The organism is Micromonospora sp. URMC 103 (assembly GCF_051386435.1).
GTDB lineage: Bacteria > Actinomycetota > Actinomycetes > Mycobacteriales > Micromonosporaceae > Micromonospora.
Genome location: NZ_JBPQTR010000003.1, coordinates 146,220 through 170,405 on the forward strand (window position 1 = coordinate 146,220; position 24,186 = coordinate 170,405).

Sequence of the window (24,186 nt, forward strand, 5' to 3'; positions counted from 1 at the left end):
AGGATCCCGGCCGGACGCCCCCGGGCGAGCCGGACCTGGCCAACCACCAGCATCGGCGACAACCCAACGAGCCACCGCGGGCCGCGCGAGCCCGCCAGACACCACCGGGCCGAACCCGACCAGCCGCCACCCGACCGGGACGAGCCCGACCAGCCGCCACCCGACCGGGACGAGCCCGGCCAGGCTTGACCGGAGCACGACGGGCCCCACCCCGGCGGGCTGGGTCGGCCGCCGCCCGGGCAGCCCGCGCCCGTCAGCCGCCACCCGGCAGGCGGCCAGGAGCCAGCCGGTGGTGCGGATCGAGGTGTTCCTTGGCGGCCCGCAGCCGGGGCAGCCCGGTCAGCTCGCCCCACAGGTCGACGGCCCGGCGCACCGGCGGCGGCGCGGAGAGGACCACGCAGCGGCCCTTGCGGGCCAGCAACACCCCGCGTACCGCGGCGACGATCGAGGCGACCCGGTCGGCGGGCAGCGTGCCGGGCAGCGCGGCGTGCACCACGCCCAGACCCGCGGAGCCCCGGACGGGGACGGGGCCGCCGGCCGCGTCGCGCAGCGCGTAGACGGCCGCGTGCAGGTCGGTGATCGGCACCTCGATGCGCAGGGCGGTGTCGCCCGGCCCGAACGGGTAGCGCCGCCACCAGGTCGGCGGCGAGTGGGTGACGGTGGCGTCGCCGTCGAGGACCGACACCAGCCGCTCGGCCCGCTCGACGACGTCGGCCGGGCCGCCTTCGAGCAGCACCACGAGGCTGCCCGCCCGCGACGGCACGCGGGACCGGCCGGCCATGGACGGGTGGCGCGCCCGGGCGGCGGCGGTCGGGTCGGTGGGGTCGATGGGCCGGCGCGGCCGTGGCCCCGAGGCGGCGAGGTCCAGCTCGACGGCCGCCGGGTCGAGGTGTGCCGCGAGGACGGACCGCACGAGGTCGTGAACCTCCAGCGGCGTCCACACCGGACGGGAGACCCAGAGCCGCATGGCCGGCACGGGTTGGACCCGCAGCGTGGCGGCGACCAGGACGCCGAGCGCACCCTGCGACCCGCACAGCAGCCGCGCCAGCTCGAGCCCCGGCGCACCTCCGCCGGCGTTCACCAGCTCGCCCTCGGCGGTCAGGTAGCGGACGCCGACGAGCTGGTCGCAGGGGGTGCCGTGCCGGTGCCGCAGCGGGCCGGCCTCGCCGGCGGCGAGCACGCCACCGAGGGTGGCCCCCGGCGACGGGGCGTCGACGGCGAGGCGTTGGCCGGTGCGCTCCAGTGTGGCCTGCACGGCCCGGAGCGGGGTGCCGGCGCCCACCTCGGCCGCCGACGAGCCGACCGGCTCGTGGCCGATCCCGGCGAGCCGGCCGGTGTCGAGCATGATGTCGACCTGTTCCGGCGCCGCGCCCCAGTCGATTTTGGTGCCGGCGCCGCGGGGAACCACGGTGAGGTCGTGCGCGGCCGCCAACCGCAGCACCTCGGCGGCCGCCCGCGGGCCGCCGGGCACCGCGACCCAGCGGGCGGCCCGGCCGGCCACCTCGTCGGCCGGGCCGGCGAAGCGGGCGAAGGGCGGACCGCAGATCTCCGTCAACCGTTGGGTGATCTCGAGGGCTCCGGACCGGTCGATCGAACTCGCTGCAGCCGCCATGCCGGCTATCGTACATGTGTTCTAAAGCCCGTGGTGGCGAGTTCCACGGCGCCGGGTCGCGTGCCCGCGGCGGGCGGCCCCGGGCCGGTAACGTGGCGCCGTGACCACCGACACTTCCCCGCCCACCGCCAAGCGGGTGCCCACCGAGCGCTCCCACCACGGCGACACCGTCGTCGACGAGTACGCCTGGCTCGCCGTCAAGGACGACCCGGAGACGATCGGCTACCTGACGGCGGAGAACGCGTACACCGAGGCGCGCACGGCGCACCTGACCGAGCTGCGCGAGCGGTTGTTCGAGGAGACCCGCCGGCGTACGCAGGAGACCGACCTGTCGGTGCCGAGCCGCAAGGACGGTTACTGGTACTACACCCGCACGGTCGAGGGGCAGCAGTACGGCGTCCACTGCCGGCGGGCGGTCCGCGACGGCGAGACCGAGCCGCCGGTGAGCAGCGACGGCGCGCCGCTGGACGGCGAGGAGGTGCTGCTCGACGGCAACCTGCTGGCCGAGGGGCACGACTTCTTCTCGCTCGGCGCGTTCGACGTGAGCCCCGACGGGCGCTGGCTGGCCTACTCCACCGACTTCTCCGGCGACGAGCGCTTCACCCTGCGGGTCAAGGATCTGACCACGGGCGAACTGCTCCCGGACGAGGTGCCCGGCACCTTCTACGGCACCGCCTGGTCCGGCGACGCGTCGGTGCTCTTCTACGTCACCGTGGACGACGCCTGGCGGCCGTACCGGGTCTGGCGGCACGTCATCGGCTCGCCCGCCGCCGAGGACGTCGTGGTGCACCAGGAGGACGACGAGCGCTTCTGGGTCGGGGTCGAGTTGACCCGCTCGGAGAAGTTCATCGTCATCGACATCCACAGCAAGATCACCAGCGAGGTGCGGGTCATCCCGGCCGGCAACCCGACGGGCGTGCCCGCCGTGGTGGCGCCCCGACGGCAGGGCGTCGAGTACACGGTGGAGCACCACGGCCACCGCTTCCTGATCCTGCACAACGACGGCGCGGAGGACTTCGCGCTCGCGTACACCTCGGCGGACGCGCCGGGCGACTGGGTGCCGCTCATCGCGCACTCCCCCGGCACCCGGCTCGAGGCGGTGGACGCGTTCGAGAACCACCTGGTCGTGTCGCTGCGCACCAACGGGCTGACCGGGCTGCGCGTGCTGCCCATCGGGGGCGGCGACCCGCACGACATCGACTTCCCGGAGCCGCTCTACAGCGTCGGGCTGGACGCCAACCCGGAGTACCGGACCGGGCAGATCCGGTTCCGCTACACCTCGCTCGTGACCCCGGACTCGGTCTACGACTACGACCTCGTGACCCGTCGGATGGTGCTGCGCAAGCGGAAGCCGGTGCTGCCCGGGCCGGACGGACGGCCGTACGACCCGGCCGAGTACGAGCAGCACCGCGACTGGGCGCTCGCCGACGACGGCACCCGGGTGCCCATCTCGCTGGTCTGCCGCAAGGACACGCCGCGGGACGGCTCCGCACCCTGCGAGCTGTACGGCTACGGCTCGTACGAGGCGAGCATGGACCCGTGGTTCTCGGTGGCCCGGCTCTCCCTGCTGGACCGGGGCGTGATCTTCGCGGTGGCGCACACCCGGGGCGGCGGCGAGCTTGGCCGGCGCTGGTACGAGCAGGGCAAGCTGCTGGCCAAGAAGAACACGTTCACGGACTTCGTGGCCTGCGCCCGGCATCTCGTGAAGGCCGGCTGGACGGCCAGCGACCGACTCGTGGCCCGGGGCGCCTCGGCGGGCGGGCTGCTCATGGGCGCGGTGGCCAACATCGCCCCGGACGCCTTCGCCGGGATCGTGGCGCAGGTGCCGTTCGTGGACGCGCTCACCTCGATCCTCGACCCGTCGCTGCCGCTCACCGTCACCGAGTGGGAGGAGTGGGGCAACCCGCTCGACGACCCCGACGTGTACGCGTACATGAAGTCCTACACGCCGTACGAGAACGTCGCGGCGCGGGACTACCCCGCCATCCTCGCGGTGACCAGCCTCAACGACACCCGCGTGCTCTACCACGAGCCGGCGAAGTGGATCGCGCGGCTGCGCGCCACGGCGCCGCAGGGCGACTACCTGCTGAAGATCGAGATGGGCGCCGGCCACGGCGGCCCCAGCGGCCGGTACGACTCCTGGCGCGAGGAGGCGTTCATCAACGCCTGGATCCTCGACCGCCTGGGCCGCGCCTGACCTGCCGGCGGAGGGGCCACGCGGCCCCTCCGCCGGCGGCACCCCGACCGACGCGCGGACGCGCCCGGCGCGGACGCCCGGCACCCCGACCGACGCGCGGACGCGCCCGGCGCTCAGCGGAGCGCGGACGCCAGCACCGCGGGGTCGACGTTGCCGCCGGTGACCACGGCGACGGTACGCCCCGACGGCAGTTCACCGCCGTGGAACAGGCGCGCGGCGGTGGCCACGGCGCCGCTCGGCTCGACCACCAGTCGGGCCTCGCGGACGAGCCGCGCCATGGCCAGCGCGATCTCCTCCTCGGTCACCGTGACGATGCCGTCGAGGCGTTCCCGCAGGTGCGCGAGGGTCAGCTCGGACACCGTGGTCCGCAGTCCGTCCGCGCTGGTCCGGTAGGTGCGCGCGACGTCCCAGACCACCACCTCGCCGGCGGCCAGGGAGTCCCGGGCGTCGGCGGCGAGCGCCGGCTCCACCCCGACGACGGCGGCGGACGGGCGCAGCGCCTTGACCGCCGTGGCGACGCCGGAGGCGAGCCCGCCGCCCCCAACCGGCACGAGGACCACGTCCACGTCGGGCAGGTCGGCGACGATCTCCAGTCCGACCGTCCCCTGGCCCGCGATGATCCGGCGGTCGTCGAACGGCGGCACCAGCGCGGCGCCGGTCTCCGCGACGATCCGCTCCGCCTCGACGAGCCGGCGGGCCGGCGGGACGAGCCGCACGTCGGCCCCGAGCGCGACCATGCGGTCCACCTTGACCTGCGGCGCCCCCTCGGGGACCACGACGGTGCACGGCACACCGGCCGCGCGGGCCGCGTACGCGAGCGCCTGCCCGTGGTTGCCGGACGAGTGGGTCACCACGCCACGGGCGCGGGCCGCCGGGTCGAGCCGGGTCACGGCGTGGGTCGCGCCGCGCAGTTTGAACGACCCCACCGGCTGCAGGCTCTCCGGCTTCACCCACAGCCCGCCGTCCCACGGCGCCGGCAGCAGCGGCGTACGCACCACCGTCCCGGCGACGTCTTCGGCGGCGGCCCGGACATCCTCGATCGAGACCAGATCCATCGCCCCATCCTGCCTCGGCCCCAGATGCGGCACCTAGACTGCGCGGGTGAGCGAGGCCGACGAGCAGCCGGACGCCGGGGACCGGCCGCGCGACGACGAGCCCCGCCGCCGCCCGGCGCTCGTCATCGTCGGCGTCGTGGTGGCCGCCCTGCTCGTGTGCTGCTGCTCGGCGGCGGTCGGCCTGCTGATCTCCTGGTCCGCGGGCCTCTTCCACCCGGGGGCGTGACCACGCCGGTCTGAGCGGTGCGATCCGGTTCTCAGCCGGCCCGGCCTGCGGTCATCAGCGCGGCCGCCTCACCGGTACGGACCATCCGGTGCCAGCGCAGCCGGTTGCCGATGAGAGCGGTGACCACCGACTGGACCACGACGAGGTACATCACCTGGCGGTAGACCACCTGCTGCAACGGCAGCGCCCAGAGCGGGCCGAGGCGCTCCCGGTCCAGGTGCAGCGCGTACCCGGCCGTCAGCGCCTGGAGCAGCAGCAGCCCGAACCACGCCAGCGCGAGCGTCGACCAGGGCAGGAAGAGCAGGCCGTACAGGGCGAACACGTCGACCGCGGGCGCGGTCAGCGGCAGCAGGATCTGGAAGATCGTGAGGTACGGCAGGCTGCGGCGCCCGAGCCTGCCGCCCGCGCCCGACTCGCGCAGCGTGTGCCGGTGCTTCCACATCGCCTGCATCGTGCCGTAGCACCAGCGGTAGCGCTGCCGCCAGAGCTGCCGCAACGTCGACGGCGCCTCGGTCCAGGCGATGGCCGACTCCTCGTACACCACGCGCCAGCCGGCGCGCTGCACCTTCATGGTGAGGTCGGTGTCCTCCGCGAGGGTGTCCGCCGGCACCCCGCCCACGGCGAGCAGCGCCTCGCGGCGGAACGCGCCGATCGCGCCCGGGATGGTCGGCATGCACTCCAGCACGTCGTACATGCGCCGGTCGAGGTTGAACCCGATGACGTACTCGAGATGCTGCCAACGACCGAGCAGGCGGCGCCGGTTCGCCACCTTCGTGTTTCCGGAGATCGCGCCCACGGAACGGTCGGAGAAGCCCTGCACCAGCCGGTACACCGTGTCGGGCTGGAACACCGTGTCCCCGTCCACCAGCACCAGCAGCTCGCCCCGGGCTGCCCGGATACCGGTGTTCAACGCCGCCGGCTTGCCCCCGTTCGCCTGGCGGAGAACGCGCACGCCGCGCAGCCGCAGCCGTTCCACGATGTCGGCCGTGCCGTCGGTCGACCCGTCGTCCACCACGATCACCTCCAGCGCCGGGTACGCGCTCGCCGCCAGCGAGCGGACCGTCGCCGCGATGTTCGCCGCCTCGTTGTACGCCGGCACGATCACCGAGACCGGCGCGCGGACCTCCGGCCGGTGCCCAGCGCGCCGACGGACCCGGCGGACGTGCCGCTGCGCGCAGACGACCTGGACCGCGAGCCGGACCACGCCGAGCACCAGAGCGATTCCCAGCAGCACGTTCATCCCGCCGGCCACCCAGCCCGCGACGGCCTGGGTCCAGCGCAGCGCGGTGCCGCTGAGCCGGGCTCCGGTGCTCGCCGGGACCATCGACGCCGGCGCGCCGATACCCTCCGACACCGTGGTGAACCGGTAACCCTGCCGGGTCAGGTCGGGCAGCAGCCGGTCCAGCGCGGCGACCGTCTGGGCACGGTCACCGCCCCCGTCGTGCATGAGCACCACCCCGCCCTCTGCGCGGGGCGGAGTGGCGGCCTTGACGATCGCGTCGACGCCCGGCCGCTGCCAGTCCCGGGTGTCCCGGTCGGCCAGCACGGCGACGTGGCCGCTGCCGGCCGCGGCGCGCAGCGCGTCGTACCCGGGCCCGCCCAACGCGGACGGCAGGGACGAGAACGGCGGCCGCAGCAGGGTGACCTCACGCCCGGTCGCCCCGGCGACCGCCTTGCGGGTCAGCGACAGCTCCAGATCTCGCCGCCAGGCGGGAACGGCGGCGAGGTCGGAGTGCGTGAAGGTGTGCGAGCCGATCTCGTGCCCCTCGGCGAGGATCCGCCGGACCAGGTCGGGGTGCTCGTTGACCCGCGCGCCGACCACGAAGAAGGTGGCGTGGACGTGGTGCCGCCCCAGCACGTCGAGCACCTGCGGGGTCCAGCGCGGGTCCGGTCCGTCGTCGAAGGTGAGCGCGATGGTCCGGTCCGGCATCGCCCGGGTCACCGGCCGGGGCCCGTCGAGCCGGAGCACCGGTCCGCCGGCGGCGACACTCTTGGGCAGGTCCGCCGCGTGCGGGGCGGAGGTGGCGTCGGCCGGTCCGCTGCCGCCGCCGAGCCGGCTCACCAGGCCGTGCGCGGTCAGCGTGGCGAGCAGCAGGGCCAGGCCCAGCAGGAGCAGGAACCAGTGCGCCCGCGGGTCGCGGCGGGCGGCGTGCCGGGCGTTCATCACTGCGGCTTGCCCGGTGACCTGCTCGGCTTGGGGTTGCCACGCCGCTCGTCACCCTGGCCGGGGCGGTCGGAGCCGGTCGGCCTGGCGGAAGGCGGCCGGACCGGCGTGGTGCGGACGGCGCTCGGGCTCGCCGACCGGGAGGGCGCCGGGGCATGCGAGGTGCTCGGGGTGACAGGCACGGAAGCCGCCGACGGTGAGGCGCCGATGCCGTCCCGGCCGTCGAGGCCCGCCTCGATCGGCTGCGCCGGCCGGGAGTTCGGCCAGCCCGGCACCCGCACGGGGGCCTCGAAGAAGAGGCCGGCCAGGATCAACACGAGACCGGTGAGCAGGCCCAGGCCCATGGCGGTGCCGGCGATCGCCGTGAGCCGACGTCGGCGACCGGTCCGGTCGACGAAAACCGGCGGCGCGTCGCCGAGCTGGTTGTGCATCAGGTGACTCCCACGGACCGAGGCCACCGAGGCCCCTCCGGACTCGGCGGGGAGCCCGACCGTCCGGACCCCGACGTGCACAGCGCCCCCGCCAACCGGTCCGTTACATGCTTCAGGTCGTCCTAAGCTCCTCGACCGCGGTGCTCGCCCGCAGGAAGAGCAGACCGACCGCGACCGTGAGGAGGACCGCGGCCAGGGCGCCGGCCCCGAGCAGCGCCAGGTGCTCCAGCGGCACGTCGGGCACCCGGCGCACCGCCGGCCCGTACTCGATCCGGACGTACTGCTGCCGGGCCACCGGGTCGGCGCAGATCGGGGCACTGGCGTCGCAGACCTCGGTGGAGGTGGTCCCCCGGTCGACCTCGCCGAAGAGCCCTCGGGCCAGGAACGTGCCGACCGTGAGGGCCGCGAGGATCGCGGGGACGGCGGGCAGCACCGACTGCCAGGCGATCGACCGCGCGATCGTGGCCCGGGGCACGCCGGTCGCCACGAGAGCCGCGTACGCCCGCCGCCGGGCCACGATGCCCTCGACCACGGCCACGAGCATCCCCGTTGCGGCGATCACCACGGCCACCGCGACCGCGAGGTCCACCAGGCTCATGGTGGCCAGGTAGAACGGGTCGTCACCCGCGTCGATGCCGGCGAGCCGGTTCTGTTCACGGGTCAGGTGGTCCTGCGTCACGAAGTAGGCCCGCGCGCCGGCCGCCCCGGCACCGAAGATCACGGCGGCCAGCAGGGCGGCGAAGGTCCGGCTGCCGGCCCAGGGATCGGCCATGAGGCGGCCGGCGGCGAGCAGCGCCGCGGGCCGTCGGGCGTACCGATGCAGCAGCCGGCCCGTGTGGTACGAGATCCAGCCGGTGCCCGTCACGGTCCCGACCATGGCGGCCAACCCGCCGCCCCCGAAGAGCAGGAACAGCAGCCACGCGGCCGACCCGCCGGACGAGCCCAGCACCTGTGGACCGGCGGCGAACGCGACGAGACCGGCCACGATCAGCACGCCCGCCGCGGGGCCCGGGCCCCGCTCGCGGGCGGCCCGCCGGGTCACGCCGAGCGGGCTGGTGGCCACCCGACGCAGCATGAGCGCGGTGGCCAGCGCGGCGACCAGCGGCAGCCCGAGCACGACGGCGGCCAGCGCCCCGGGCGGCGGCAACACGTCGGTGGGGAGGGCGAGCTGCCCCCGCCCGTCGGGGCGGTCGAGCAGCTCCCGGGCGCCGAGATGGACTCCGAGGCCGGCGAGCGTGCCGAGGAGGCTGGCGACGCCGGTCTCCAGCATGACGAGCCGGGTCACCTGCCCGGGCGTGGCGCCCGCGAGCCGGAGCGCGGCCAGCCGGCGGTCCCGCGCCGGGGCGCCGAGCCGGGCGCACTGCCCGGCCAGCGCCAACACCGGGACAACGAGCAGCAGCAGCGCGAACGCCGTGCCGCCGCGCAGCCCCGGCTCCCGGAGCAGCGCGTTCGCGTACTGCTCCGCCTCGGCCCGTGGGTCGCCGACCGGTTCCGGAATGGCGAGCACGGTGAGCGCCGCGAGCGCGGCCAGGGTGGCGAGCGCGGCGCTGGACGCGGTGAGCAGCACCCGGGCGGTGTCGGTGCGCGTGCCGGCCAGGGCGAGCCGGACCAGCGCGGCCGGCTTCACCGGTGACCGCCGGCGAGCGGCGTGTCCAGGCCGAGACCACTGTGGTCGACCATGCCGTCGCGGAGGACCACCTCCCGGTCCGCGTACGCGGCGATCCGTGGTTCGTGGGTGACGAGCACGACCGAGGTGCGCTGCTCACGGGCGAGCCGGACGAGCGTGGTGAGCACCTGCTCGCCCGTGAGCGTGTCGAGCGCGCCGGTCGGCTCGTCCGCGAAGAGCACCCGAGGCTCGGTGACCAGCGCCCGGGCCGTGGCGCAGCGTTGCTGCTGCCCGCCGGACATCTCCCCCGGCCGGACGTCGGCCAGCTCCACCACCCCGAACCGCTCCAGCCAGGTCAACGCCGCGGTCCGCGCCTCTCGCCGCCCCGTGCCGGCGAGAAGCAGCGGAAGCGCGACGTTCTCCGCCGCGGTGAGCTCGGCCACGAGCTGCCCGAACTGGAACAGCACGCCGAACTCGGTGCGGCGCAGACGCGAGCGCGCGGCCTCGGACCAGGTGTCGATCCGGTGGCCGCGCCACGTCACCTCGCCGGCGTCCGGGCGCAGGATGCCGGCGAGGCAGTGCAGCAGGGTGGACTTGCCGCAGCCGCTCGGCCCGGTCACCGCGACGATCTCGCCCTCGCCGATGTCGACGGTGACGCCGCGCAACGCGGGCGTCCGCCCGTACGACCTGACCACGCCGCGAGCCTGAAGGGTCATGCGTGCACCTCCCGGTGCCAGTCGGCGACCCGGGCCAGGGTGGTGTGCAGCCACCGCAGGTCGGCGTCGAGGTGAGCGATGGCGAAGTCGGCCGCCACGACGTCGTCGAGGGTGGCCGACGGGGCGTTCTTCACGGCGGTCAGCTCGCGCAGCCGCGCGGTGTGCGCACCGCGCTGGGCGACCAGATAGGACCGGGCGCGGTCCACGTCGGCGACCAGCAACGCCACCACGACCTTGGCGAAGAGGGTGCTGGCCACGTACGGCATCGGGGGCTCGACGGTGGTGAGCCACCGGTCCAGCGCCGCGTGACCGTCCTCGGTGAGCGCGTACGAGGTGCGTTCCGGTCCGCCGTCGCGGTCCTGGCCGGCGGCGGCCACCAGGCCGTCGCGTTCGAGCCGCCCGAGCGTGGCGTAGACCTGGCCGAACGCGAGGGGGCGGGCCCGCGGCAACCGCTCGTCGTGGGCACGCTTGAGCTCGTAGCCGTGCTTGCGGCCGGTGGCGAGCAGCCCGAGCAGGACGTGCGGTGTGGACACCCGGCCACTATTCATTCGATGAATAGTGGCCGTCAAGTGGCGTCGTCCGTCGATTTCCCGTTCAGCGGGCGGCGGGCCAGGCGGGGTGGCGCCCGGTCAGACCGAGCAGGTGGTCCAGGTCGGGCACGGCCGGGTCGGTGGGGACCGGCTCGCCGAAGACGCCCATCTTGCGGGCCGTGGGGCCGAGTTGATCGGCCAGTTCGCGCAGCACGGTGGTCGCCTCGGGCGGCGGGGCGTACGGCTGACCGGTGGCGACGGCGAGGTCCCAGCCGTGCACGACCAGGTCCAGCAGCACCATGCCGCCCACGGTGGTCTGCGGCATGCCCATCCCGGGCGAGACGCCCTCCAGGCTGGCCGGGTCGGCCCAGGCCGTGACGAGCCGCTCGGTCTCGACCTCGAAGCGGTCCCGCCAGGCGTCGGTGAGGAAGTCGGGCTTGTCCGCCCACTCCACCGACCGCTTGACGGCCAGGTCCTGGAAGTTGACCACCACCTGGAAGAGGTGGTTGAGCAGATCGCGTACGGAGTAGTCCTGGCAGGGGGTCGGCAGGGCGAGCTGGTCGTCGGCGATGCCGCGCACCACCGCGACCGTCGGTGCCGCCGCCGTCGCCAGCAGATCGCTAGTCTGAGTGGCCATAGGGCCAGCGTATGAGGGTGGTCTTGAAGAAATGCGACACCAGCCGCGTGGCGACAGCCGGGGAATCCTGGACCCGGGCCGGCTGCGGCGGCAGGTCCGGTTCCGCCGGCACCTCCCGGCACCGGCCCTGCGGCCCTGGGTCGAGCACTACTGGCTCGTCGACTGGGATCTGTCCGAGCCCCTGGAGCAGCATGTCGTGCCGCACCCGGCGGTCAACGTGGTGTTCCAACGCGACGGCGACGGCCCGGAGCGCGGCGAGGTGGCCGGCGTCGGGTTGGCCCTCTTCTCGATCACCCTGGCCGGCACCGGCCGGGTCAGCGGCGTGCAGTTCCGGCCGGGCGGCTTCCACCCGTACTGGCGCGGGTCGGTCGCCGAGCTGACCGGCCGCCGCTGGCCGCTCGCCGACCTCGCCGGCCGCTGGCCGCCGGCGCGCGACCACACCGGCGGCGCCTGCGACGGTACGGACGCCGAGCGCTGCCGCCTCCTGGACAGCCTGCTCACCGGGTGGGGGCCCGAGGCCGACCCGGTGACGGACGAGGTGATCCGGCTCGTCGAGGAGATCCGCACGGACCGCACGGTGCTGCGGGTGGACGCGTTCGCCCGTCGGCACGGGCTCTCGACCCGGCGGTTGCAGCGCCTCTTCCTGAGCCGGGTCGGCGTCGGTCCGAAGTGGGTGATCCGCCGTTACCGGCTCCAGGAGGCCATCGAGCAGGCGGCCGGCGGACCGCCGCCCGACTGGGCCCGGCTCGCCGTCGACCTCGGCTACAGCGACCAGGCGCACCTCGTCCGCGAGTTCACGGCCGTCACCGGCACCTCCCCCGGCGCGTACGCCCGCTCCCTCGCCTGAGCCGCACGGGCGGTCGCGGCGCCGCTCACCTGCGCCGGAGGGCGACCACCGCGACGTCGTCCTGGATCTCGGCCGGAGCGAGTTCCACCAGCAGGCGTTCGCAGAACCGGTCGAGGTCGTCGTCGACCTGCGCGGCCGCGGCGGCCAGCGCGGCCAGCCCGTCGTCGATGGTGGCGTCCCGCCGCTCGATCAGACCGTCGGTGTAGAACACCAGCGTCGCCCCGGGCGGCAGCACGAACTCCAGGTCCTGCGGGCGCTCGGCGCGCACCCCGAGCAGGGGCGCCGGATGCTGGACGTACTCCACCTTGCCGTCGAGGCTGAGCGCCGGCGGCAGGTGGCCGGCGCTGGCCAGCCGGACCCGCCCGGTGGCGGGCTCCATGAGCACCACGCAGATCGTGGCCAGCTCGGCCGGGAGCAGCGTACGCATCAGCTCGTTGACCCGGTGCAGGATCGCGCCGGGCTGGTGCCCCTCCACGGCGTACGCCCGGACCGCGTGCCGCAGCTCGGCCATCACGGTCGCCGCGTGCAGCGAGTGCCCCGCCACGTCGCCGATGGCGAGCAGCAGGTGCCCGTCCAGCATCACGAGCTCGTAGAAGTCGCCGCCCACCTCGGTCCGGGCGCTGGCCGGCTCGTACCGCACCGCGAGGTCCAGGCCGTTGATCTCGGGGATCCGGCGGGGCAGCAGGCTGCGTTGGAGGGTGACGGCGATGCGGTGCTCCTCGTCGAAGGAGCGCTGCGCCTCCACGGCCGCCGCCACGGCCTGGGCGAGCTGCACGAGCACCGGCGTACGGTGCGTCTGCGTGCTCGTGGGCACCACGACGTAGAGCGGCGGCCGGTCCTCGCGCAGCCGGGCCGCGGCCACCGTCACCGTGTCGTCCACCGGCCAGTCGAGCAGTGCCCACCCGGCCGGATCGGTGACCCGCACCGTGGCGCCGATCGGGACGCCGCTGTCGTCGACCACCCACGGCACGATCGCGACGTCCGCGTCCGGGCCCGTCACGACGCCCGCGAGGCAGTCACCGTCCGAGGTCTCCACCACGACCGCAGCGGGGCTCTTGAAGATCCGCGCGGCGCCGGCGGCCGCCTCCTGGATGAGGCGGGTGAACGTCGACGCCGTGTGGACCGCGACGGTCGTGTCGGCCAGCGCGAGCAGCCGCTCGGCGAGGAACTCGGCGCGCTGCCGGGCCTGGTAGTAGCGCAGCACCGCGTTCACGGTGGCGACCAGCTCGTCCGGCTCGATCGGCTCCGCGAGGTACGCGTCCGCGCCCCGCGTCAAGCCCTGGGCGCGGTCCACGACGTCCACCGCGTGCGCCGACACGTGGATCACCGGCATGACCGGGTGAGCGTTCTTGATCCGCTCGCAGACCTCGAAGCCGCTGAGGTCGGGCAGGCGGACGTCGAGCACCACCAGGTCGATCGGGTCGATGTCGACCCGGGCCAGCGCCTCGGCGCCGTTCTGCGCCTCGAGGACGCGGAACCCGGCGCGGGTCAGCCAACTGACCAGCAGGTACCGCTTGGTCTCGTTGTCGTCGACCACCAGCACCGTCGACCGGCCGGGCACGTCAGGCTCCGCCCACGGGCAGGGTGACGGTGAAGGTGCTGCCCCGGCCCGGTTCGCTGGCCAGCTCCAGGCTGCCGCCGAGCAGGGTCACGAGCCGCCGCGCGTACGGCAGGCCGAGGCCCGTCCCACCGACCCGGGTGACGCCCGGCACCTGGTAGAACTCCTCGAAGATCCGCTCGTGCAGCTCCGGCGCGATACCCGGGCCGGTGTCGGTGACCTCGAGCGACCAGGTGTCGCCCTGCCGCTGCGCGCGCAGGCGCACCTCACCGCGTTCGGTGAACTTCAGGCCGTTGTGCAGCAGGTTGCGCAGCACCTGGCCGAGCAGCACCTCGTCGGTGCGCAGCGTCGCGGGGCTCGGCGGCTCCTCCACGACCAGCTCCACCCCGGGACGGGTGGCGAGCGCGCGCAGCGTGCCGCGGAGCTGCCCGAAGACCGGCCGCAGGTCCACGTCGGCCCATTCCGGCTCGATCCGGCCCGACTCGGCCTTCGCGAGATCGAGCAGCTCGTTGACCAGGGCGAGCAGGTCGGCCGCGGACGAGCGGATCAACTCGACCTGCCGAGCCTGCTCCTCGGTGAGCGGGTCGGACGCCGAGTCGGTGAGGAGCCGGCCCAGACCGATGATCGCGGTGACCGGGGCCCGCAGCTCGTGGCTCACGTTGGCCAGGAAGCGACTCTTGGACTCGCTCGCCGCCCGCAGCTGCGCCGACTTCTCGTCCAGCTCGGCGTAGAGCGCCACCACGCCGCGGTTGGTCTCCTCCAGCTCCTCGGAGAGCTGCCCGTAGAGCGCCATCACGCCCCGGTTCGTCTCCTGGAGTTCCTCGTTCAGCACGGCGAGCTCGTCCCGCTGGCTGCGTACCTCGTCGAGCGCCGCGATGAGCTGCTGGTTCTGGGCCGCCAACTCGTCCAGGGCGCTGCCCGGAGCGCTCCGGCCGAGTTCAGCACGAAGCTCGGCGAGCCGCTCCGGGGTCAGCGCCTGCGCGGCGGACGGGACCCGTCGGGACATCCGCACGACCGTATCCCGTCCGGACCCGATCACGCCCAGGCTGTCCACCAGCCGCGCCACCGCGCCGGACTGCGGGTCGTAACGGCCGCCCGGCAGCGGGCGGATCGGGGCGAGATCCACGCGCAGGTGCTGCCGGCCGTCCGCGGCGTCGTCGACGTGGAAGGTCACGTCCGCGCCGCCCGCCGAGCCCAGCAGGTCACGGGCCACCTCGCTGAGCGCGGTGGCCACCCGCACCTGGTCCTGGTGCTCCAGCCCCACGGCGGCGGCGACCTCCCGGCCGCGCTGCCGCAACAGGAAGATGTCGTGCTCGACCCGCAGCGCCATCCGGAGCAGCGGCGGGCGGTCCGGTGGCCCGGTCATGCCCACGCTCTCGCGACCAGCACACAGGCGTCGTCGCGGCGGGTGCCGGCATCGCGCAGCAGCGTCCCCGCGACCACCAGCGGGGACCGCTCGGCGAGCCCCGGGTAGTCGTCGAGCTGCCACCGGTCCACCACGCCGTCGCTGTGCATCACCAGCAGGTCGTCCGCCGCGAACGGGTAGTCGTACTCCCGTACCGTCGGACGCTGGTGCCCCGCGATGCCGGGCAGCGAGACCAGCCCGCGGCGCCGGCCGCCCGGGCCCACGAGCTGCCCGGTGATGTTGCCGAGACCCGCGTAGCGCAGCACCCCGGCCGCCGGATCCGGCTCGGCCACGGCGAGGGCCGCGCCCCGGGTGTGCGACATCGCCCGGTGCAGGTGCTGGACGACCACCGCCGGCGAGCCCGCCGGCGCGTTGTGGAACGCCGTGATCGCCGCGTCGCTGGCGGCGGAGGCCAACGGGCCGTGTCCCAGCCCGTCGGCGACGAGCACCTGACGGCGTCCCTCGGCGACCCGGACGGCGTAGCCGTCGCCGCTGACCGACTCCCCGCCGAGCGGCCGGGTCAGGCCGCCCGCCCAGGGCGTCTCGTCGGGCCCGGACGGCCACACCTGGACCGCGAGGACGGTGCCCCGGCCGGGCAACGAGTAGCCATCGAACCAGCTGGCCTGGCGGACGATCGCGCCGAGGCCGATGCCGAGGGTGCCGACGGTCGAGTGCCCGTCCCGGGAGGAGACGCTGAGGTCCGCCATGCCCGGCCCCGAGTCGACGGCCACCAGCTCCACGCCCGCCTCGCGCTGCCGGCGTACCGGGCGGAGCAGCAGCGCGCCGTCGACGGCGTGCTTCGCCAGGTTGCTGGTCAGCTCGGCGGCGACGATGGCCAGGTCGGCCGTGCGCGTCGCACCCAGTTCGAGCTGCTGGCCGAGCCGCTCGGCGACCCGCCGCACCACGCTGCCCGTGCTGCCCGTCTCCATCCGGAACCAGATCCCGCGGTCACCGACCGCGTCCTCGTTCACCGGGCCCACTTGGTGACGGTCACCCTGGTGCCCCGGCCCGCACCGGTGTCGATGTCGAACTCGTCGACCAGCCGGCGCGCGCCGCTCAGACCCAGCCCCAGGCCGCCGCCGGTGGTGTAGCCGTCGGTGAGCGCCAGGTCCAGGTCGGCGATTCCCGGCCCGGAGTCGGCGAAGACGATCCGTACGCCCCGGCGCAGGCCGTTGTCCACGGTCGTCACCTCGACGGAACCGCCGCCGCCGTACACGAGGGTGTTGCGGGCCAGCTCGCTGGCCGCCGTGACCAGTTTGGTCTGGTCGACGAGCGACAGCTTCGCGGCCACGGCCACCGTCCGCACCAACTGCCGGACGCGTACGACGTCCTCGTCGCTCTCGATCGCCTGCGCCTGCGGGTGGCCCACGTCGACGCCGGCGGTCACGGCGATGCCGTCGTTTCCGCGCCCGTCTCGTCGTCGAACTCGTCGTCCTGCACGAGCTCGTCGGCGCGCGCGATCGCGATCAACTCCATGCCCCGTTCCACGTTGAGCGCCGTCCGGATCCCGTTGAGCGACAGGCCCAGCTCGACCAGGGTGATGGCGACCGCCGGGCGCATACCGACCACGACCGTCTCGGCATCGAGGACCTTGGAGATCGACGCGATGGTGGAGAGCATCCGGCCGACGAACGAGTCGACGATGTCCAGCGCCGTGATGTCGATGATCACGCCGTGGCTGCCCGTCGCCACGATCCGCTCGGCGAGGTCCTCCTGGAGCTGGAGCGCCGTCTGGTCGGACATGTCGAGTTGGATGGAGACCAGCAGGATGTCGCCGATCTTGAGGATCGGCACCCGGTCCATCAGGACTCCCGACGCGGCTGGCGGCGGGACGTCTCGACGCCGTTGAGTCGCAGCACGTGGCGGAGCGCGTCGGCGAGGCTCGCCTTCGTGGCGATGTCACCGAACTCGATGCCGAGAGCCACGATCGTCTGCGCGATCTGGGGCCGGATGCCCGAGATGATGCAGTCGGCGCCCATCAGCCGGGCGGCCACCACGGTCTTGAGGATGTGCTGGGCGACCTGGGTGTCCACCGCCGGGACGCCGGTGATGTCGATGATCGCGTACGGCGAGCTGGTGTCGACCAGGGTCTCCAGCAGCCGCTCCATGACCACCTGGGCCCGGGCCGAGTCGAGCGTGCCGACCAGCGGCACGGCGACAACGCCCTCCCAGAGCTTGACCACCGGCGTGGAGAGCTCGAGCAACTGCTCGGCCTGGTCGGCGATCAGGCTCTCCCGGGTGCGGACGAAGCTCTCGAACGTGAACAGGCCCATCTGGTCGACGAGGCCGGAGAACGCCACGTAGTCCCGGAGCGTGCCCTCGCTCGCCCGGGTCTCCAGCACCTCCAGGAACACGTCCTTCAGGGCGAAGATGCTGATAGCGGTCTCGGTGGCGGAGAAGCCCTGGCGGGCCCGGCCCCGGGACAGCTCGCCCAGGACGGCCCGCAGCTCGGCCGCGTGCTCGGCCTCCAGGTCGACGATCCCCTGCTCGCCCGTGGTGACCAGGGCGCGGCGCAGCTCGTCGAGCTGCCGGCGCAGCTCGGCCTGGCTGAGCCGGCCGCGCAGAGACGCCGCGACGATCTCGGTCCAACGCTGCGTGACCTGCTCGGCATGCTCACCCAGCAGTGCCACGAGCCGGCCGCTCTCCTCGGCGTTCAACGCCATCACCAAACCCCCTCGACCCCGGACCGGGCGGACTCTATCACCGGGGCCTGGCCAACTACTTGCCACAAGGCAACGGAATGACGATGGCCACCGGACCACCACTCCCGTTCTGCGTTCGACCCCGATCGTGGGATACCGTTCCACCGATAACAGCAGGAGGTCTGGCGAATGTCCTTGACGGTGCACACGGAACAACGCGGCGACGTGGTCGTCGTGTCGGTCGCGGGCGAGCTGGACATGGCGACCGCACCCCAGCTGCAGGACCAAATCACCGACCTGCTCGACAAGGGCCGCAACCGCCTGGTGTTCGACCTGGCGGAGGTCTCCTTCTGCGACTCCACGGGGCTGTCGGTGTTCGTACGGGCCAAGAACAGCTGTGACGAGGCGGGCGGCGTGGTCCGGTTGGCCGCCCCGCAGCGGGGGGTGCTGCGCATCCTCGAGGTCAGCGGCCTGGTCGAGGTGCTGCAGACGTACCCGACGGTCGAGCAGGCCGTCGCGGGTGATCCCACCCCGGCGTCCTCCTGACCGTTTCCGCTCACCGCTCGTCCTCGATGTGCCGGGGACGGGCGATCACCATGCCCGCCATCGTCTGCGCGGCGAGCGCGACCGCAAGGAAGCCGATCGGCACGTTCCAGCCCCCGGTCGCCTGGTAGAGGATGCCCACCAGCAGCGGGCCGACCGCCGCGATCAGGTAGCCGGTGCTCTGGGTGAACGCGGAGAGCGCCACCGTTCCCTCCGTCGTCCGGGCCCGCATCCCGATGACCGCCAGCGCCAGCGGGAACGCGCTCTGCCCGATCGCCAGCAGCACCACCCAGAGCAGCGCCCCGCCGTGCGGCGCGAGCACCATCCCGAGGTACGCGAGCGCCATCGCGGCGGAGAGCGTCAGCATCAGCGGGCGCAGTGAGCGGAGCCGGGCGGCGAAGGTCGGCATCAGCAGCGCGATGGGCACACCGAGCGCGGTCACGCCGGCGAGCAGCAGACCGGCCTGCTCCGGCCGGTAACCGGCGTCGCGGAAGAGCTGGGCCAGCCAGCCCATGATCGCGTACGCGCTGAGCGACTGGGTCCCGAAGTAGATCGCCATGGCCCAGCCGAGCCGGGTCCGCGCCGGTCGGATCGGTGGGCGGGCGGGCCCGGTCGCCGTCGCGGTGGCGGCCCGCCGGGCGGTGCCGCCCCGCAGCGCCAGCGGCAGCCACGGCAGTACGGCCACCGTCGCGAGCCCGGCCCACACGGCGAGCCCGGCCCGCCAGGAGCCGAGCAGGTGGGCGATCGGCACGGTCGTGGCGGCCGCGGTCGCCGCCCCGGCCGTGAGGGTCATGGAGTACGCCCCGGTGACGAGCCCGATCCGGTGCGGGAAGTACTGCTTGACCAGCAGCGGCAGCAGGACGTTCGCCACCGCCACCCCGGCGAGCGCCACGGCGCTCGCGGCGAGGAAGACCGCCGTCGAGCCGGTGCCGACCCGGACCAGCTGCCCGGCGGCGAGCAGGACCATCGCCACCACCAGCACCCGGGCGGGCGAGTACCGACGGACGAGCCGGGGGGTGAGCGCGCCGAACACGCCGAAGGCCACGGCGGGCAGGGTGGTGATGACCCCGGCCATCGCCCCGGAGAGCCCCATCCCGTCGCGGACCTCGTCGAGCAGGGCACCGAGGCTGGTGATCGCGGCGCGCAGGTTGAGCGCGACGAGCAGCATCCCGACCAGCACCAGGGCGGTGCCCGTCACCGGACTCGTCGGCGCGTTCGGGCTGCTCGCGGCGCTCGGAGCGGATCCGGTCGCCGGGCCGCCGGCGGGGACGAGTATCGGGTCGGCGGTGCCGGTGGGTGGCGGAGTCATACCGTTGAACCTACAATCATGGGATGAATTTCGGGCCGGTGATGTAACCAGTGCCACGGTCGACCGATTCCCCCTCGGCGCCGCCGCGCGGGCAGCGGATACGCGAGACGATCGCCCAGCTCAGGGAGCGGATCCTGGCCGGCGAGTGGCCGGTCGGGTCCCGGATCCCCACCGAGCCGCAACTGGTCGCCGCGCTCGGCGTGGGGCGCAACACGGTCCGTGAGGCGGTCCGGGCGCTCCAGCACTCGGGCGTGCTCGAGTGCCGGCAGGGCTCCGGGACGTACGTGGTGTCGACCGACGAGCTGGCCCCCGTGGTGGCTCGCCGGATCAGCGACGACCGGATGACCGAGGTGATCGAGGTACGCCGTGCCTTCGAGGTCGAGGCGGCCCGGCTCGCTGCCCTGCGGCGTACGCCGGAGGATCTGGTCGCCCTCGACGACGCGCTGACGGCGCGCGAGGCGGCGTGGCGCGGCGGCCGGGCCGAGGAGTTCGTGGAGGCCGACGTCGCCCTGCACATGACGGTGGTCGCCGCCGCGCACAACCGCATGCTCGCCGATCTGTACGCCTCGGTCGGCACCGCGCTGCGCAGCAGCCTCACCCAGGTCATGGGTGAGGGGATGGCGCCGGAGCAGCACATCGACCACTCCCGGATGGTCGACGCGATCCGGGCCGGCGATCCGGACCGCGCGGCCCGCGAGGCCGGGGCTTTCCTGGAGCCTCCGGCCGGGGCATAGGTTGTCCCGGACGGAAACCGGACAGCACGGGAGTGCGGATGCTCAAGGGCTTCAAAGACTTCATCATGCGCGGAAACGTCGTCGACCTGGCGGTCGGCGTCGTCATCGGTGCCGCGTTCACGGGCGTGGTCACCCAGCTCACCAAGTCGTTCCTGGACCCGCTGATCCGGGTCTTCGTGCTGCTCGTGACCGGCAGCGACAAGGGCATCGCCGGCACGGCGCCGAAGTTCCGCGGCGTCGCATTCGACTGGGTGGCGTTCGTCAACGCCGTGATCACCTTCCTGCTCACGGCGGCGGCCCTCTACTTCCTCGTGGTCTACCCGATGAACCGGCTGGCCGAGCGTCGGCGCCGGGGCGAGGAGCCCCCGCCGAAGGCGCCCAGCGAGGAGGTCAAGCTGCTCACCGAGATCCGGGACGCGCTCGTCGCGGCCGGCCACCGCACGCCCGGTCAGCAGCGCGGCGCGCTCGACGACGTGCTCGGCCGACGGAACGAACCGCCCACGCCGCGCTGAACCCGGCATCGGCACACCGGCCCCTGTGGGATTCCCGCAGGGGCCGCACATTCTCGTACGTGTGTTCGATAGAGTCCGCGCATGGAGCAGCGAAAGCACTGGTGGAACGGGAAATGGGGGCGGCTCGCGCGGCGGGACGTGTTCCTCCGCGTCGACGGCGACCGGTGGCACGTCGAGCAGCGGGCCGGCGGGGCCGAAGGGGTCTCCCGTTTCTACGAGCACGGCAGTGCGGACGAGGCCGAGGAGACGGTCCGGGCGCTGCTCGAGGGCACGGACACCTGGCGCGAGTTGTCGCCCCGCCCGCCGGGCGGCTGGGCACCGCCGGCTCTCTGACCCTCCGGCGGCGGGGCGCGCCGGGGCGGCGTTTAGCGGCGCGCTGCCCCGGGAACCGGCGCTGAATGAAGCAGCAGGGCGACCAGCAGACGACCATCTCCCGGATCACCACCGGCATGCCGGTGATCGATGTCGACGGCACCGAGGTCGGCACGGTGGATCTCGTCCAGCGAGGCGACCCGAACGCGGTGACCGTGCAGGCGCCGACCACCGACCCGGGCAGCAGCCTCGACGAGCTGATCGAGTCGACCGCGGTCGAGGAACCCGACGTGCCGGCCGACGTGGCGGCCCGACTGATGCACGGCGGCTACCTCAAGGTCACCACCGAGCTGAGTGACACGGGCGCGGTCTACGTGCCGGCCGACTGGATCGCCACGGTCACCGACGGCCGCGTACGCCTCGAGGTCCCCGTCGCCAACCTGCCCGAGGAGGAGTGACGCGCCGCGCCGGCGCTCCCGTGCCGGCCGCCCTCTCCGGGCCGGCGCTCCCGCAGGGCAGCGCCTGTCCCTCGGACCGGAGCCGCGATGCAACCTCGGACACTGTCGAGCTGCCCCAGATCTGGGGCAGCCGACCATCGTCCACGCCCCTCGCCAAGGGCCGCCCGCCGAACCGGATGTCTCTCGGCTCCCCGGAGCTGATGTCGTAGACGCCAGCGCGGCGTCGGCCCGTACGCGCTGCGGCTCGGCGGGCGAATCATGGCGATCGGCGCCGCGGGAGAGGACGGCGGCTTCGCGGACGGACGCGCACCCGACCCGGTGGACTCCTAGACAATGCGGAGCGTCCACTGGGGAAGAGCACCGCTCGCGCACCACCCCGCCCGTCCCCCACCGGCACCCCACCCCCGCCCCACCGTGCCGTACCGGCACCCCACCGCGCGCCCCACCCGTGCCGCACCGGCACCCCACCACGCGCCCCACCGCGCGCCCCACCGCGCGCACCACCGCGCGCACCACCCGCACCTTCACCCGTGCCGCACCGGCCACGCACCCCACCGCACCCCACCCGTGCCGCACCAGCACCCCACCGCGCGCCCCACCCGCACCCCACCGCGCCCCATCCGTGCCGCACCCGGCCCCGCGCCCCACCCGCAACCCACCCGTGCCCGCCCCACGGCCACCGCCCCATATCTGGGGCAGCTCGACAGTGCTCGGGGCACTGGACGTGGCCAGGCCTTTCCCCAGCCGTGTCGCCCGGCGGCCCTCTCGGCGTCGATGTCGTCGGCGACTCAGCTCGAAAGCGTCCGTGGCGAGGAGTAGGACGGGGCGGGCTCCGCGGACACCCCAGGCTCCGCGGACACCCCAGGCTCCGCGGACTCGTCAGGCTCCGGGGACTCGTCAGGCTCCGCGGGCGCGGCGGTCCGGCGACGGCGGAAGAGCAGGAGCATCAGGCACCCCGCCATGAGTCCCCAGAACGCGCCGCCCACGCCGACGAGGGTGACCCCGGAGGCGGTGACCACGAACGTGACCACGGCCGCCTCGCGGCCCTCCGGGTCGGCCACCGCCGACGCGAGCGCAGCGGCGAGCGCGCCGAGCAGCGCGAGCCCGGCGACCGCCTCGATGAGCACCGGCGGCGCCGTCGCCACGAGCGCGGTGGCCACCCCGGCGCCGAGCCCGAGCAGGGCGAGTCCGGCTCCGGCGGTCACCGACGCGACCCACCGGCGGTCCGGGTCCGGGTGCGCGTCCGGGCCGGCGGCCAGGGCGGCGGTGATCGCGGCGAGGTTCACCGCGTGCCCGCCGGCCGGCGCCGCCAGCAGGCTCGCCAGGCCGGTGGCCCGCAGGGCGGCGGTGAACGGCGGCCGGTAGCCGTAGCCGACCAGCACCGCCATCCCGGGCACGTTCTGCGCGGCCATCGTGACCAGGAACAGCGGCAACGCGAGCCCTACGAGGGCGGACGCGTTCCAGGCCGGCGCGGTCAGCTCGACCGCCGGGCGCAGCCCCGCCGTGCCCGGGCCGGCGCCGGTCGAGGTCGCCGAAATCGCCACCACGGCGACCACCAGCGCTCCCGGCACCGCCCAGCGGCGGGCGTACCGGTGCAGCAGCAGCCAGGCGACCACCACCGGGCCGGCCAACCGGGGCACCTCGACGAGGGCGCGCACCGGGGCGGTGCAGAGCGGCAGCAGCACACCGGCGAGCATCGCGCCCGCGACCGGCTTCGGGATGGCCGCCACCGCCCGGCCGAGCGGCGCGACCAGCCCGGCCGCCACGACGAGCAGACCCGAGACGAGAAACGCCCCGACCGCCACCGGCCAGCCGCCGGGCAGCGGCCCGGTGGCGACCAGCAGCGCCGCGCCCGGGGTGGACCAGGCGACGCTCATCGGCAGCCGGTGGCGCAGGCCCAGCCAGGCGGCGGCGAGCCCGGACGCCACGCAGAGCGCCAACAGCCCGGAGGCGGCCTGCCCCGCATCGGCCCCGGCGGCCCGGAGCCCGGCCAGGACGACGGTGAACGAACTCGCGAAGCCGACCAGCGCGGTCACCACGCCGGCCAGCACCGGTTGGATCCGCCCGGTCACGTCCACCTCCATCTGTTCCGTTTACGGAACGCAGACGTGTAGCACCATAGCGAGGTGCCCCAGTCACCACCAGACCGTCGTGCGCTCGACGCCGATCCGACCGTGATCGGTGGGCGCGTACGCGGCCTGCGCGAGGAGCGGGGCATCTCGCTCTCGGCCCTGGCCCGACGGGCCGGCATCGGGAAGGCGACCCTCTCCGGCCTGGAGAACGGCACCCGCAACCCGACGCTCGAGACGCTCTACGCCGTCACGGCCCAACTCGGCGTGCCGCTCGCCGCGGTGCTCGCCGAGCCGGCCGCCACCCCGTCCGTGCACGGCGCGGCGGTGCACGCCACCCTGCTCGAGGTGTTCGCCGACGCCGACGCGACCTACGAGCTGTACCGGATGCGGGTCGCTCCGGGCGCCGGGCAGCTCTCTCCGGCGCACCAGCCCGGCGTCACCGAGCACGTCACGGTGTTCTCCGGGGTGCTGCGGGCGGGGCCGGTCGACGCCCCGTCGACGGCCGCGGCCGGTGGGTACCTGCGCTGGACCTCGGATGTGCCGCACAGCTACGCGGCGATCGGTGACGAGGAGGTTGCCGCCAGCCTGCTGCTGCGCTACCCGCGCCGCTGACGTCCGGC

Annotated in this window: 25 protein-coding genes; 9 read left to right on the forward strand and 16 right to left on the reverse strand. The window is 74.4% G+C overall.

Annotation, left to right across the window (positions count from 1 at the left end; all coding sequences use genetic code 11):
• Positions 1-253: 253 nt before the first annotated feature.
• Positions 254-1,612, reverse strand: coding sequence for an FAD-binding oxidoreductase (locus ACSNOA_RS01050; RefSeq protein WP_436655267.1), 1,359 nt, complete (start codon positions 1,610-1,612; stop codon positions 254-256).
• 100 nt (positions 1,613-1,712) lie between these two features.
• Between ACSNOA_RS01050 and ACSNOA_RS01055 the strand changes: the two genes are divergently transcribed.
• Entirely contained in the window at positions 1,713-3,809 is a 2,097-nt protein-coding gene (locus tag ACSNOA_RS01055) for a S9 family peptidase (RefSeq protein WP_436655269.1), read from the forward strand.
• A 113-nt stretch (positions 3,810-3,922) separates the two neighbouring features.
• Here ACSNOA_RS01055 and ACSNOA_RS01060 read toward each other — a convergent pair whose 3' ends face one another.
• Positions 3,923-4,864 (reverse strand): threonine ammonia-lyase, encoded by a 942-nt coding sequence (locus ACSNOA_RS01060; protein ID WP_436655271.1) that lies wholly within the window; start codon positions 4,862-4,864, stop codon positions 3,923-3,925.
• A gap of 46 nt (positions 4,865-4,910) precedes the next feature.
• Here ACSNOA_RS01060 and ACSNOA_RS01065 point away from each other — a divergent pair, with 46 nt between their 5' ends.
• The gene (locus tag ACSNOA_RS01065) at positions 4,911-5,090 is read left to right on the forward strand and encodes a hypothetical protein (protein WP_436655273.1); all 180 of its coding nucleotides are present in this window, start codon (positions 4,911-4,913) and stop codon (positions 5,088-5,090) included.
• A 31-nt stretch (positions 5,091-5,121) separates the two neighbouring features.
• Here ACSNOA_RS01065 and ACSNOA_RS01070 read toward each other — a convergent pair whose 3' ends face one another.
• The 6 genes from ACSNOA_RS01070 to ACSNOA_RS01095 all read right to left on the reverse strand — a co-directional run bounded on the left by ACSNOA_RS01070 (position 5,122) and on the right by ACSNOA_RS01095 (position 11,174).
• Entirely contained in the window at positions 5,122-7,254 is a 2,133-nt protein-coding gene (locus ACSNOA_RS01070; protein WP_436655275.1) for a bifunctional polysaccharide deacetylase/glycosyltransferase family 2 protein, read from the reverse strand.
• Positions 7,254-7,685, reverse strand: coding sequence for a hypothetical protein (locus ACSNOA_RS01075; protein WP_436655277.1), 432 nt, complete (start codon positions 7,683-7,685; stop codon positions 7,254-7,256). The genes ACSNOA_RS01070 and ACSNOA_RS01075 overlap by 1 nt, the downstream gene beginning before the upstream one ends.
• A 112-nt stretch (positions 7,686-7,797) precedes the next feature.
• Positions 7,798-9,312 carry an FtsX-like permease family protein gene (locus tag ACSNOA_RS01080; protein ID WP_436655279.1) on the reverse strand — a complete coding sequence of 505 codons (1,515 nt, stop codon included), beginning with the start codon at positions 9,310-9,312 and terminating at the stop codon, positions 7,798-7,800.
• Positions 9,309-10,007 carry an ABC transporter ATP-binding protein gene (locus ACSNOA_RS01085; RefSeq protein WP_436655281.1) on the reverse strand — a complete coding sequence of 233 codons (699 nt, stop codon included), beginning with the start codon at positions 10,005-10,007 and terminating at the stop codon, positions 9,309-9,311. Before ACSNOA_RS01085 ends, ACSNOA_RS01080 begins: the two co-directional genes overlap by 4 nt.
• Positions 10,004-10,540, reverse strand: coding sequence for a PadR family transcriptional regulator (locus ACSNOA_RS01090; protein WP_436655283.1), 537 nt, complete (start codon positions 10,538-10,540; stop codon positions 10,004-10,006). Before ACSNOA_RS01090 ends, ACSNOA_RS01085 begins: the two co-directional genes overlap by 4 nt.
• Positions 10,541-10,601: 61 nt before the next feature.
• Positions 10,602-11,174 carry a TIGR03086 family metal-binding protein gene (locus ACSNOA_RS01095; protein WP_436655285.1) on the reverse strand — a complete coding sequence of 191 codons (573 nt, stop codon included), beginning with the start codon at positions 11,172-11,174 and terminating at the stop codon, positions 10,602-10,604.
• A gap of 31 nt (positions 11,175-11,205) precedes the next feature.
• Here ACSNOA_RS01095 and ACSNOA_RS01100 point away from each other — a divergent pair, with 31 nt between their 5' ends.
• A complete protein-coding gene (locus ACSNOA_RS01100; protein ID WP_436655287.1) occupies positions 11,206-12,021 on the forward strand; it encodes an AraC family transcriptional regulator in 816 nt (271 codons plus the stop codon).
• A gap of 25 nt (positions 12,022-12,046) precedes the next feature.
• On the opposite strand, the gene ACSNOA_RS01105 is transcribed toward ACSNOA_RS01100, so the two are convergent.
• Genes ACSNOA_RS01105 through ACSNOA_RS01130 form a run of 6 tightly spaced genes read right to left on the reverse strand, consistent with a single transcriptional unit; the run spans position 12,047 to position 17,647 of the window.
• Positions 12,047-13,582, reverse strand: coding sequence for a SpoIIE family protein phosphatase (locus tag ACSNOA_RS01105; protein ID WP_436655289.1), 1,536 nt, complete (start codon positions 13,580-13,582; stop codon positions 12,047-12,049).
• Between the two features lies 1 nt (position 13,583).
• The gene (locus ACSNOA_RS01110) at positions 13,584-14,945 is read right to left on the reverse strand and encodes a sensor histidine kinase (RefSeq protein ID WP_436655291.1); all 1,362 of its coding nucleotides are present in this window, start codon (positions 14,943-14,945) and stop codon (positions 13,584-13,586) included.
• Positions 14,942-15,913, reverse strand: a complete 972-nt coding sequence (locus ACSNOA_RS01115) for a SpoIIE family protein phosphatase (protein ID WP_436656170.1) — start codon at positions 15,911-15,913, stop codon at positions 14,942-14,944. Before ACSNOA_RS01115 ends, ACSNOA_RS01110 begins: the two co-directional genes overlap by 4 nt.
• A gap of 38 nt (positions 15,914-15,951) precedes the next feature.
• Positions 15,952-16,371: an ATP-binding protein gene (locus tag ACSNOA_RS01120; RefSeq protein WP_436655293.1), complete on the reverse strand. Its 420-nt coding sequence runs from the start codon at positions 16,369-16,371 to the stop codon at positions 15,952-15,954.
• The gene (locus ACSNOA_RS01125; protein WP_436655295.1) at positions 16,368-16,787 is read right to left on the reverse strand and encodes an STAS domain-containing protein; all 420 of its coding nucleotides are present in this window, start codon (positions 16,785-16,787) and stop codon (positions 16,368-16,370) included. Before ACSNOA_RS01125 ends, ACSNOA_RS01120 begins: the two co-directional genes overlap by 4 nt.
• Positions 16,787-17,647: an STAS domain-containing protein gene (locus tag ACSNOA_RS01130; RefSeq protein WP_436655297.1), complete on the reverse strand. Its 861-nt coding sequence runs from the start codon at positions 17,645-17,647 to the stop codon at positions 16,787-16,789. Before ACSNOA_RS01130 ends, ACSNOA_RS01125 begins: the two co-directional genes overlap by 1 nt.
• Positions 17,648-17,815: 168 nt before the next feature.
• Here ACSNOA_RS01130 and ACSNOA_RS01135 point away from each other — a divergent pair, with 168 nt between their 5' ends.
• Positions 17,816-18,172 (forward strand): STAS domain-containing protein, encoded by a 357-nt coding sequence (locus ACSNOA_RS01135; RefSeq protein ID WP_120328034.1) that lies wholly within the window; start codon positions 17,816-17,818, stop codon positions 18,170-18,172.
• Positions 18,173-18,182: 10 nt separating this feature from the next.
• Here the strand turns inward: ACSNOA_RS01135 and ACSNOA_RS01140 are convergent, their stop codons facing one another.
• Positions 18,183-19,478, reverse strand: a complete 1,296-nt coding sequence (locus tag ACSNOA_RS01140; protein WP_436655299.1) for an MFS transporter — start codon at positions 19,476-19,478, stop codon at positions 18,183-18,185.
• A 50-nt stretch (positions 19,479-19,528) separates the two neighbouring features.
• Here ACSNOA_RS01140 and ACSNOA_RS01145 point away from each other — a divergent pair, with 50 nt between their 5' ends.
• The 4 genes from ACSNOA_RS01145 to ACSNOA_RS01160 all read left to right on the forward strand — a co-directional run bounded on the left by ACSNOA_RS01145 (position 19,529) and on the right by ACSNOA_RS01160 (position 21,494).
• The gene (locus ACSNOA_RS01145; RefSeq protein ID WP_436655301.1) at positions 19,529-20,212 is read left to right on the forward strand and encodes a FadR/GntR family transcriptional regulator; all 684 of its coding nucleotides are present in this window, start codon (positions 19,529-19,531) and stop codon (positions 20,210-20,212) included.
• Between the two features lie 38 nt (positions 20,213-20,250).
• Positions 20,251-20,724 carry a large conductance mechanosensitive channel protein MscL gene (gene mscL / locus ACSNOA_RS01150; protein WP_436655303.1) on the forward strand — a complete coding sequence of 158 codons (474 nt, stop codon included), beginning with the start codon at positions 20,251-20,253 and terminating at the stop codon, positions 20,722-20,724.
• Positions 20,725-20,805: 81 nt separating this feature from the next.
• Positions 20,806-21,057 (forward strand): hypothetical protein, encoded by a 252-nt coding sequence (locus tag ACSNOA_RS01155; RefSeq protein WP_436655305.1) that lies wholly within the window; start codon positions 20,806-20,808, stop codon positions 21,055-21,057.
• Between the two features lie 65 nt (positions 21,058-21,122).
• Positions 21,123-21,494: a hypothetical protein gene (locus tag ACSNOA_RS01160; RefSeq protein ID WP_436655307.1), complete on the forward strand. Its 372-nt coding sequence runs from the start codon at positions 21,123-21,125 to the stop codon at positions 21,492-21,494.
• Positions 21,495-22,282: 788 nt separating this feature from the next.
• On the opposite strand, the gene ACSNOA_RS01165 is transcribed toward ACSNOA_RS01160, so the two are convergent.
• A complete protein-coding gene (locus ACSNOA_RS01165) occupies positions 22,283-23,578 on the reverse strand; it encodes a benzoate/H(+) symporter BenE family transporter (RefSeq protein ID WP_436655309.1) in 1,296 nt (431 codons plus the stop codon).
• Positions 23,579-23,620: 42 nt separating this feature from the next.
• Here ACSNOA_RS01165 and ACSNOA_RS01170 point away from each other — a divergent pair, with 42 nt between their 5' ends.
• Positions 23,621-24,178 carry a helix-turn-helix domain-containing protein gene (locus tag ACSNOA_RS01170; protein WP_436655311.1) on the forward strand — a complete coding sequence of 186 codons (558 nt, stop codon included), beginning with the start codon at positions 23,621-23,623 and terminating at the stop codon, positions 24,176-24,178.
• Positions 24,179-24,186 lie beyond the last annotated feature (8 nt).

What these genes read in the sequence shown, in the direction of transcription:
- ACSNOA_RS01075 (WP_436655277.1), bottom strand. Translation starts at nt 7,685, where the DNA reads ATGCACAACCAGCTCGGCGACGCGCCGCCGGTTTTCGTCGACCGGACC.
- ACSNOA_RS01095 (WP_436655285.1), bottom strand. Translation starts at nt 11,174, where the DNA reads ATGGCCACTCAGACTAGCGATCTGCTGGCGACGGCGGCGGCACCGACG.
- ACSNOA_RS01050 (WP_436655267.1), bottom strand. Translation starts at nt 1,612, where the DNA reads ATGGCGGCTGCAGCGAGTTCGATCGACCGGTCCGGAGCCCTCGAGATC.
- ACSNOA_RS01125 (WP_436655295.1), bottom strand. Translation starts at nt 16,787, where the DNA reads ATGGACCGGGTGCCGATCCTCAAGATCGGCGACATCCTGCTGGTCTCC.
- ACSNOA_RS01060 (WP_436655271.1), bottom strand. Translation starts at nt 4,864, where the DNA reads ATGGATCTGGTCTCGATCGAGGATGTCCGGGCCGCCGCCGAAGACGTC.
- ACSNOA_RS01100 (WP_436655287.1), top strand. Translation starts at nt 11,206, where the DNA reads ATGCGACACCAGCCGCGTGGCGACAGCCGGGGAATCCTGGACCCGGGC.
- mscL (WP_436655303.1), top strand. Translation starts at nt 20,251, where the DNA reads ATGCTCAAGGGCTTCAAAGACTTCATCATGCGCGGAAACGTCGTCGAC.
- ACSNOA_RS01165 (WP_436655309.1), bottom strand. Translation starts at nt 23,578, where the DNA reads ATGGAGGTGGACGTGACCGGGCGGATCCAACCGGTGCTGGCCGGCGTG.
- ACSNOA_RS01155 (WP_436655305.1), top strand. Translation starts at nt 20,806, where the DNA reads ATGGAGCAGCGAAAGCACTGGTGGAACGGGAAATGGGGGCGGCTCGCG.
- ACSNOA_RS01130 (WP_436655297.1), bottom strand. Translation starts at nt 17,647, where the DNA reads ATGGCGTTGAACGCCGAGGAGAGCGGCCGGCTCGTGGCACTGCTGGGT.
- ACSNOA_RS01070 (WP_436655275.1), bottom strand. Translation starts at nt 7,254, where the DNA reads ATGAACGCCCGGCACGCCGCCCGCCGCGACCCGCGGGCGCACTGGTTC.
- ACSNOA_RS01160 (WP_436655307.1), top strand. Translation starts at nt 21,123, where the DNA reads ATGAAGCAGCAGGGCGACCAGCAGACGACCATCTCCCGGATCACCACC.
- ACSNOA_RS01135 (WP_120328034.1), top strand. Translation starts at nt 17,816, where the DNA reads ATGTCCTTGACGGTGCACACGGAACAACGCGGCGACGTGGTCGTCGTG.
- ACSNOA_RS01110 (WP_436655291.1), bottom strand. Translation starts at nt 14,945, where the DNA reads ATGACCGGGCCACCGGACCGCCCGCCGCTGCTCCGGATGGCGCTGCGG.
- ACSNOA_RS01140 (WP_436655299.1), bottom strand. Translation starts at nt 19,478, where the DNA reads ATGACTCCGCCACCCACCGGCACCGCCGACCCGATACTCGTCCCCGCC.
- ACSNOA_RS01115 (WP_436656170.1), bottom strand. Translation starts at nt 15,913, where the DNA reads ATGGAGACGGGCAGCACGGGCAGCGTGGTGCGGCGGGTCGCCGAGCGG.
- ACSNOA_RS01085 (WP_436655281.1), bottom strand. Translation starts at nt 10,007, where the DNA reads ATGACCCTTCAGGCTCGCGGCGTGGTCAGGTCGTACGGGCGGACGCCC.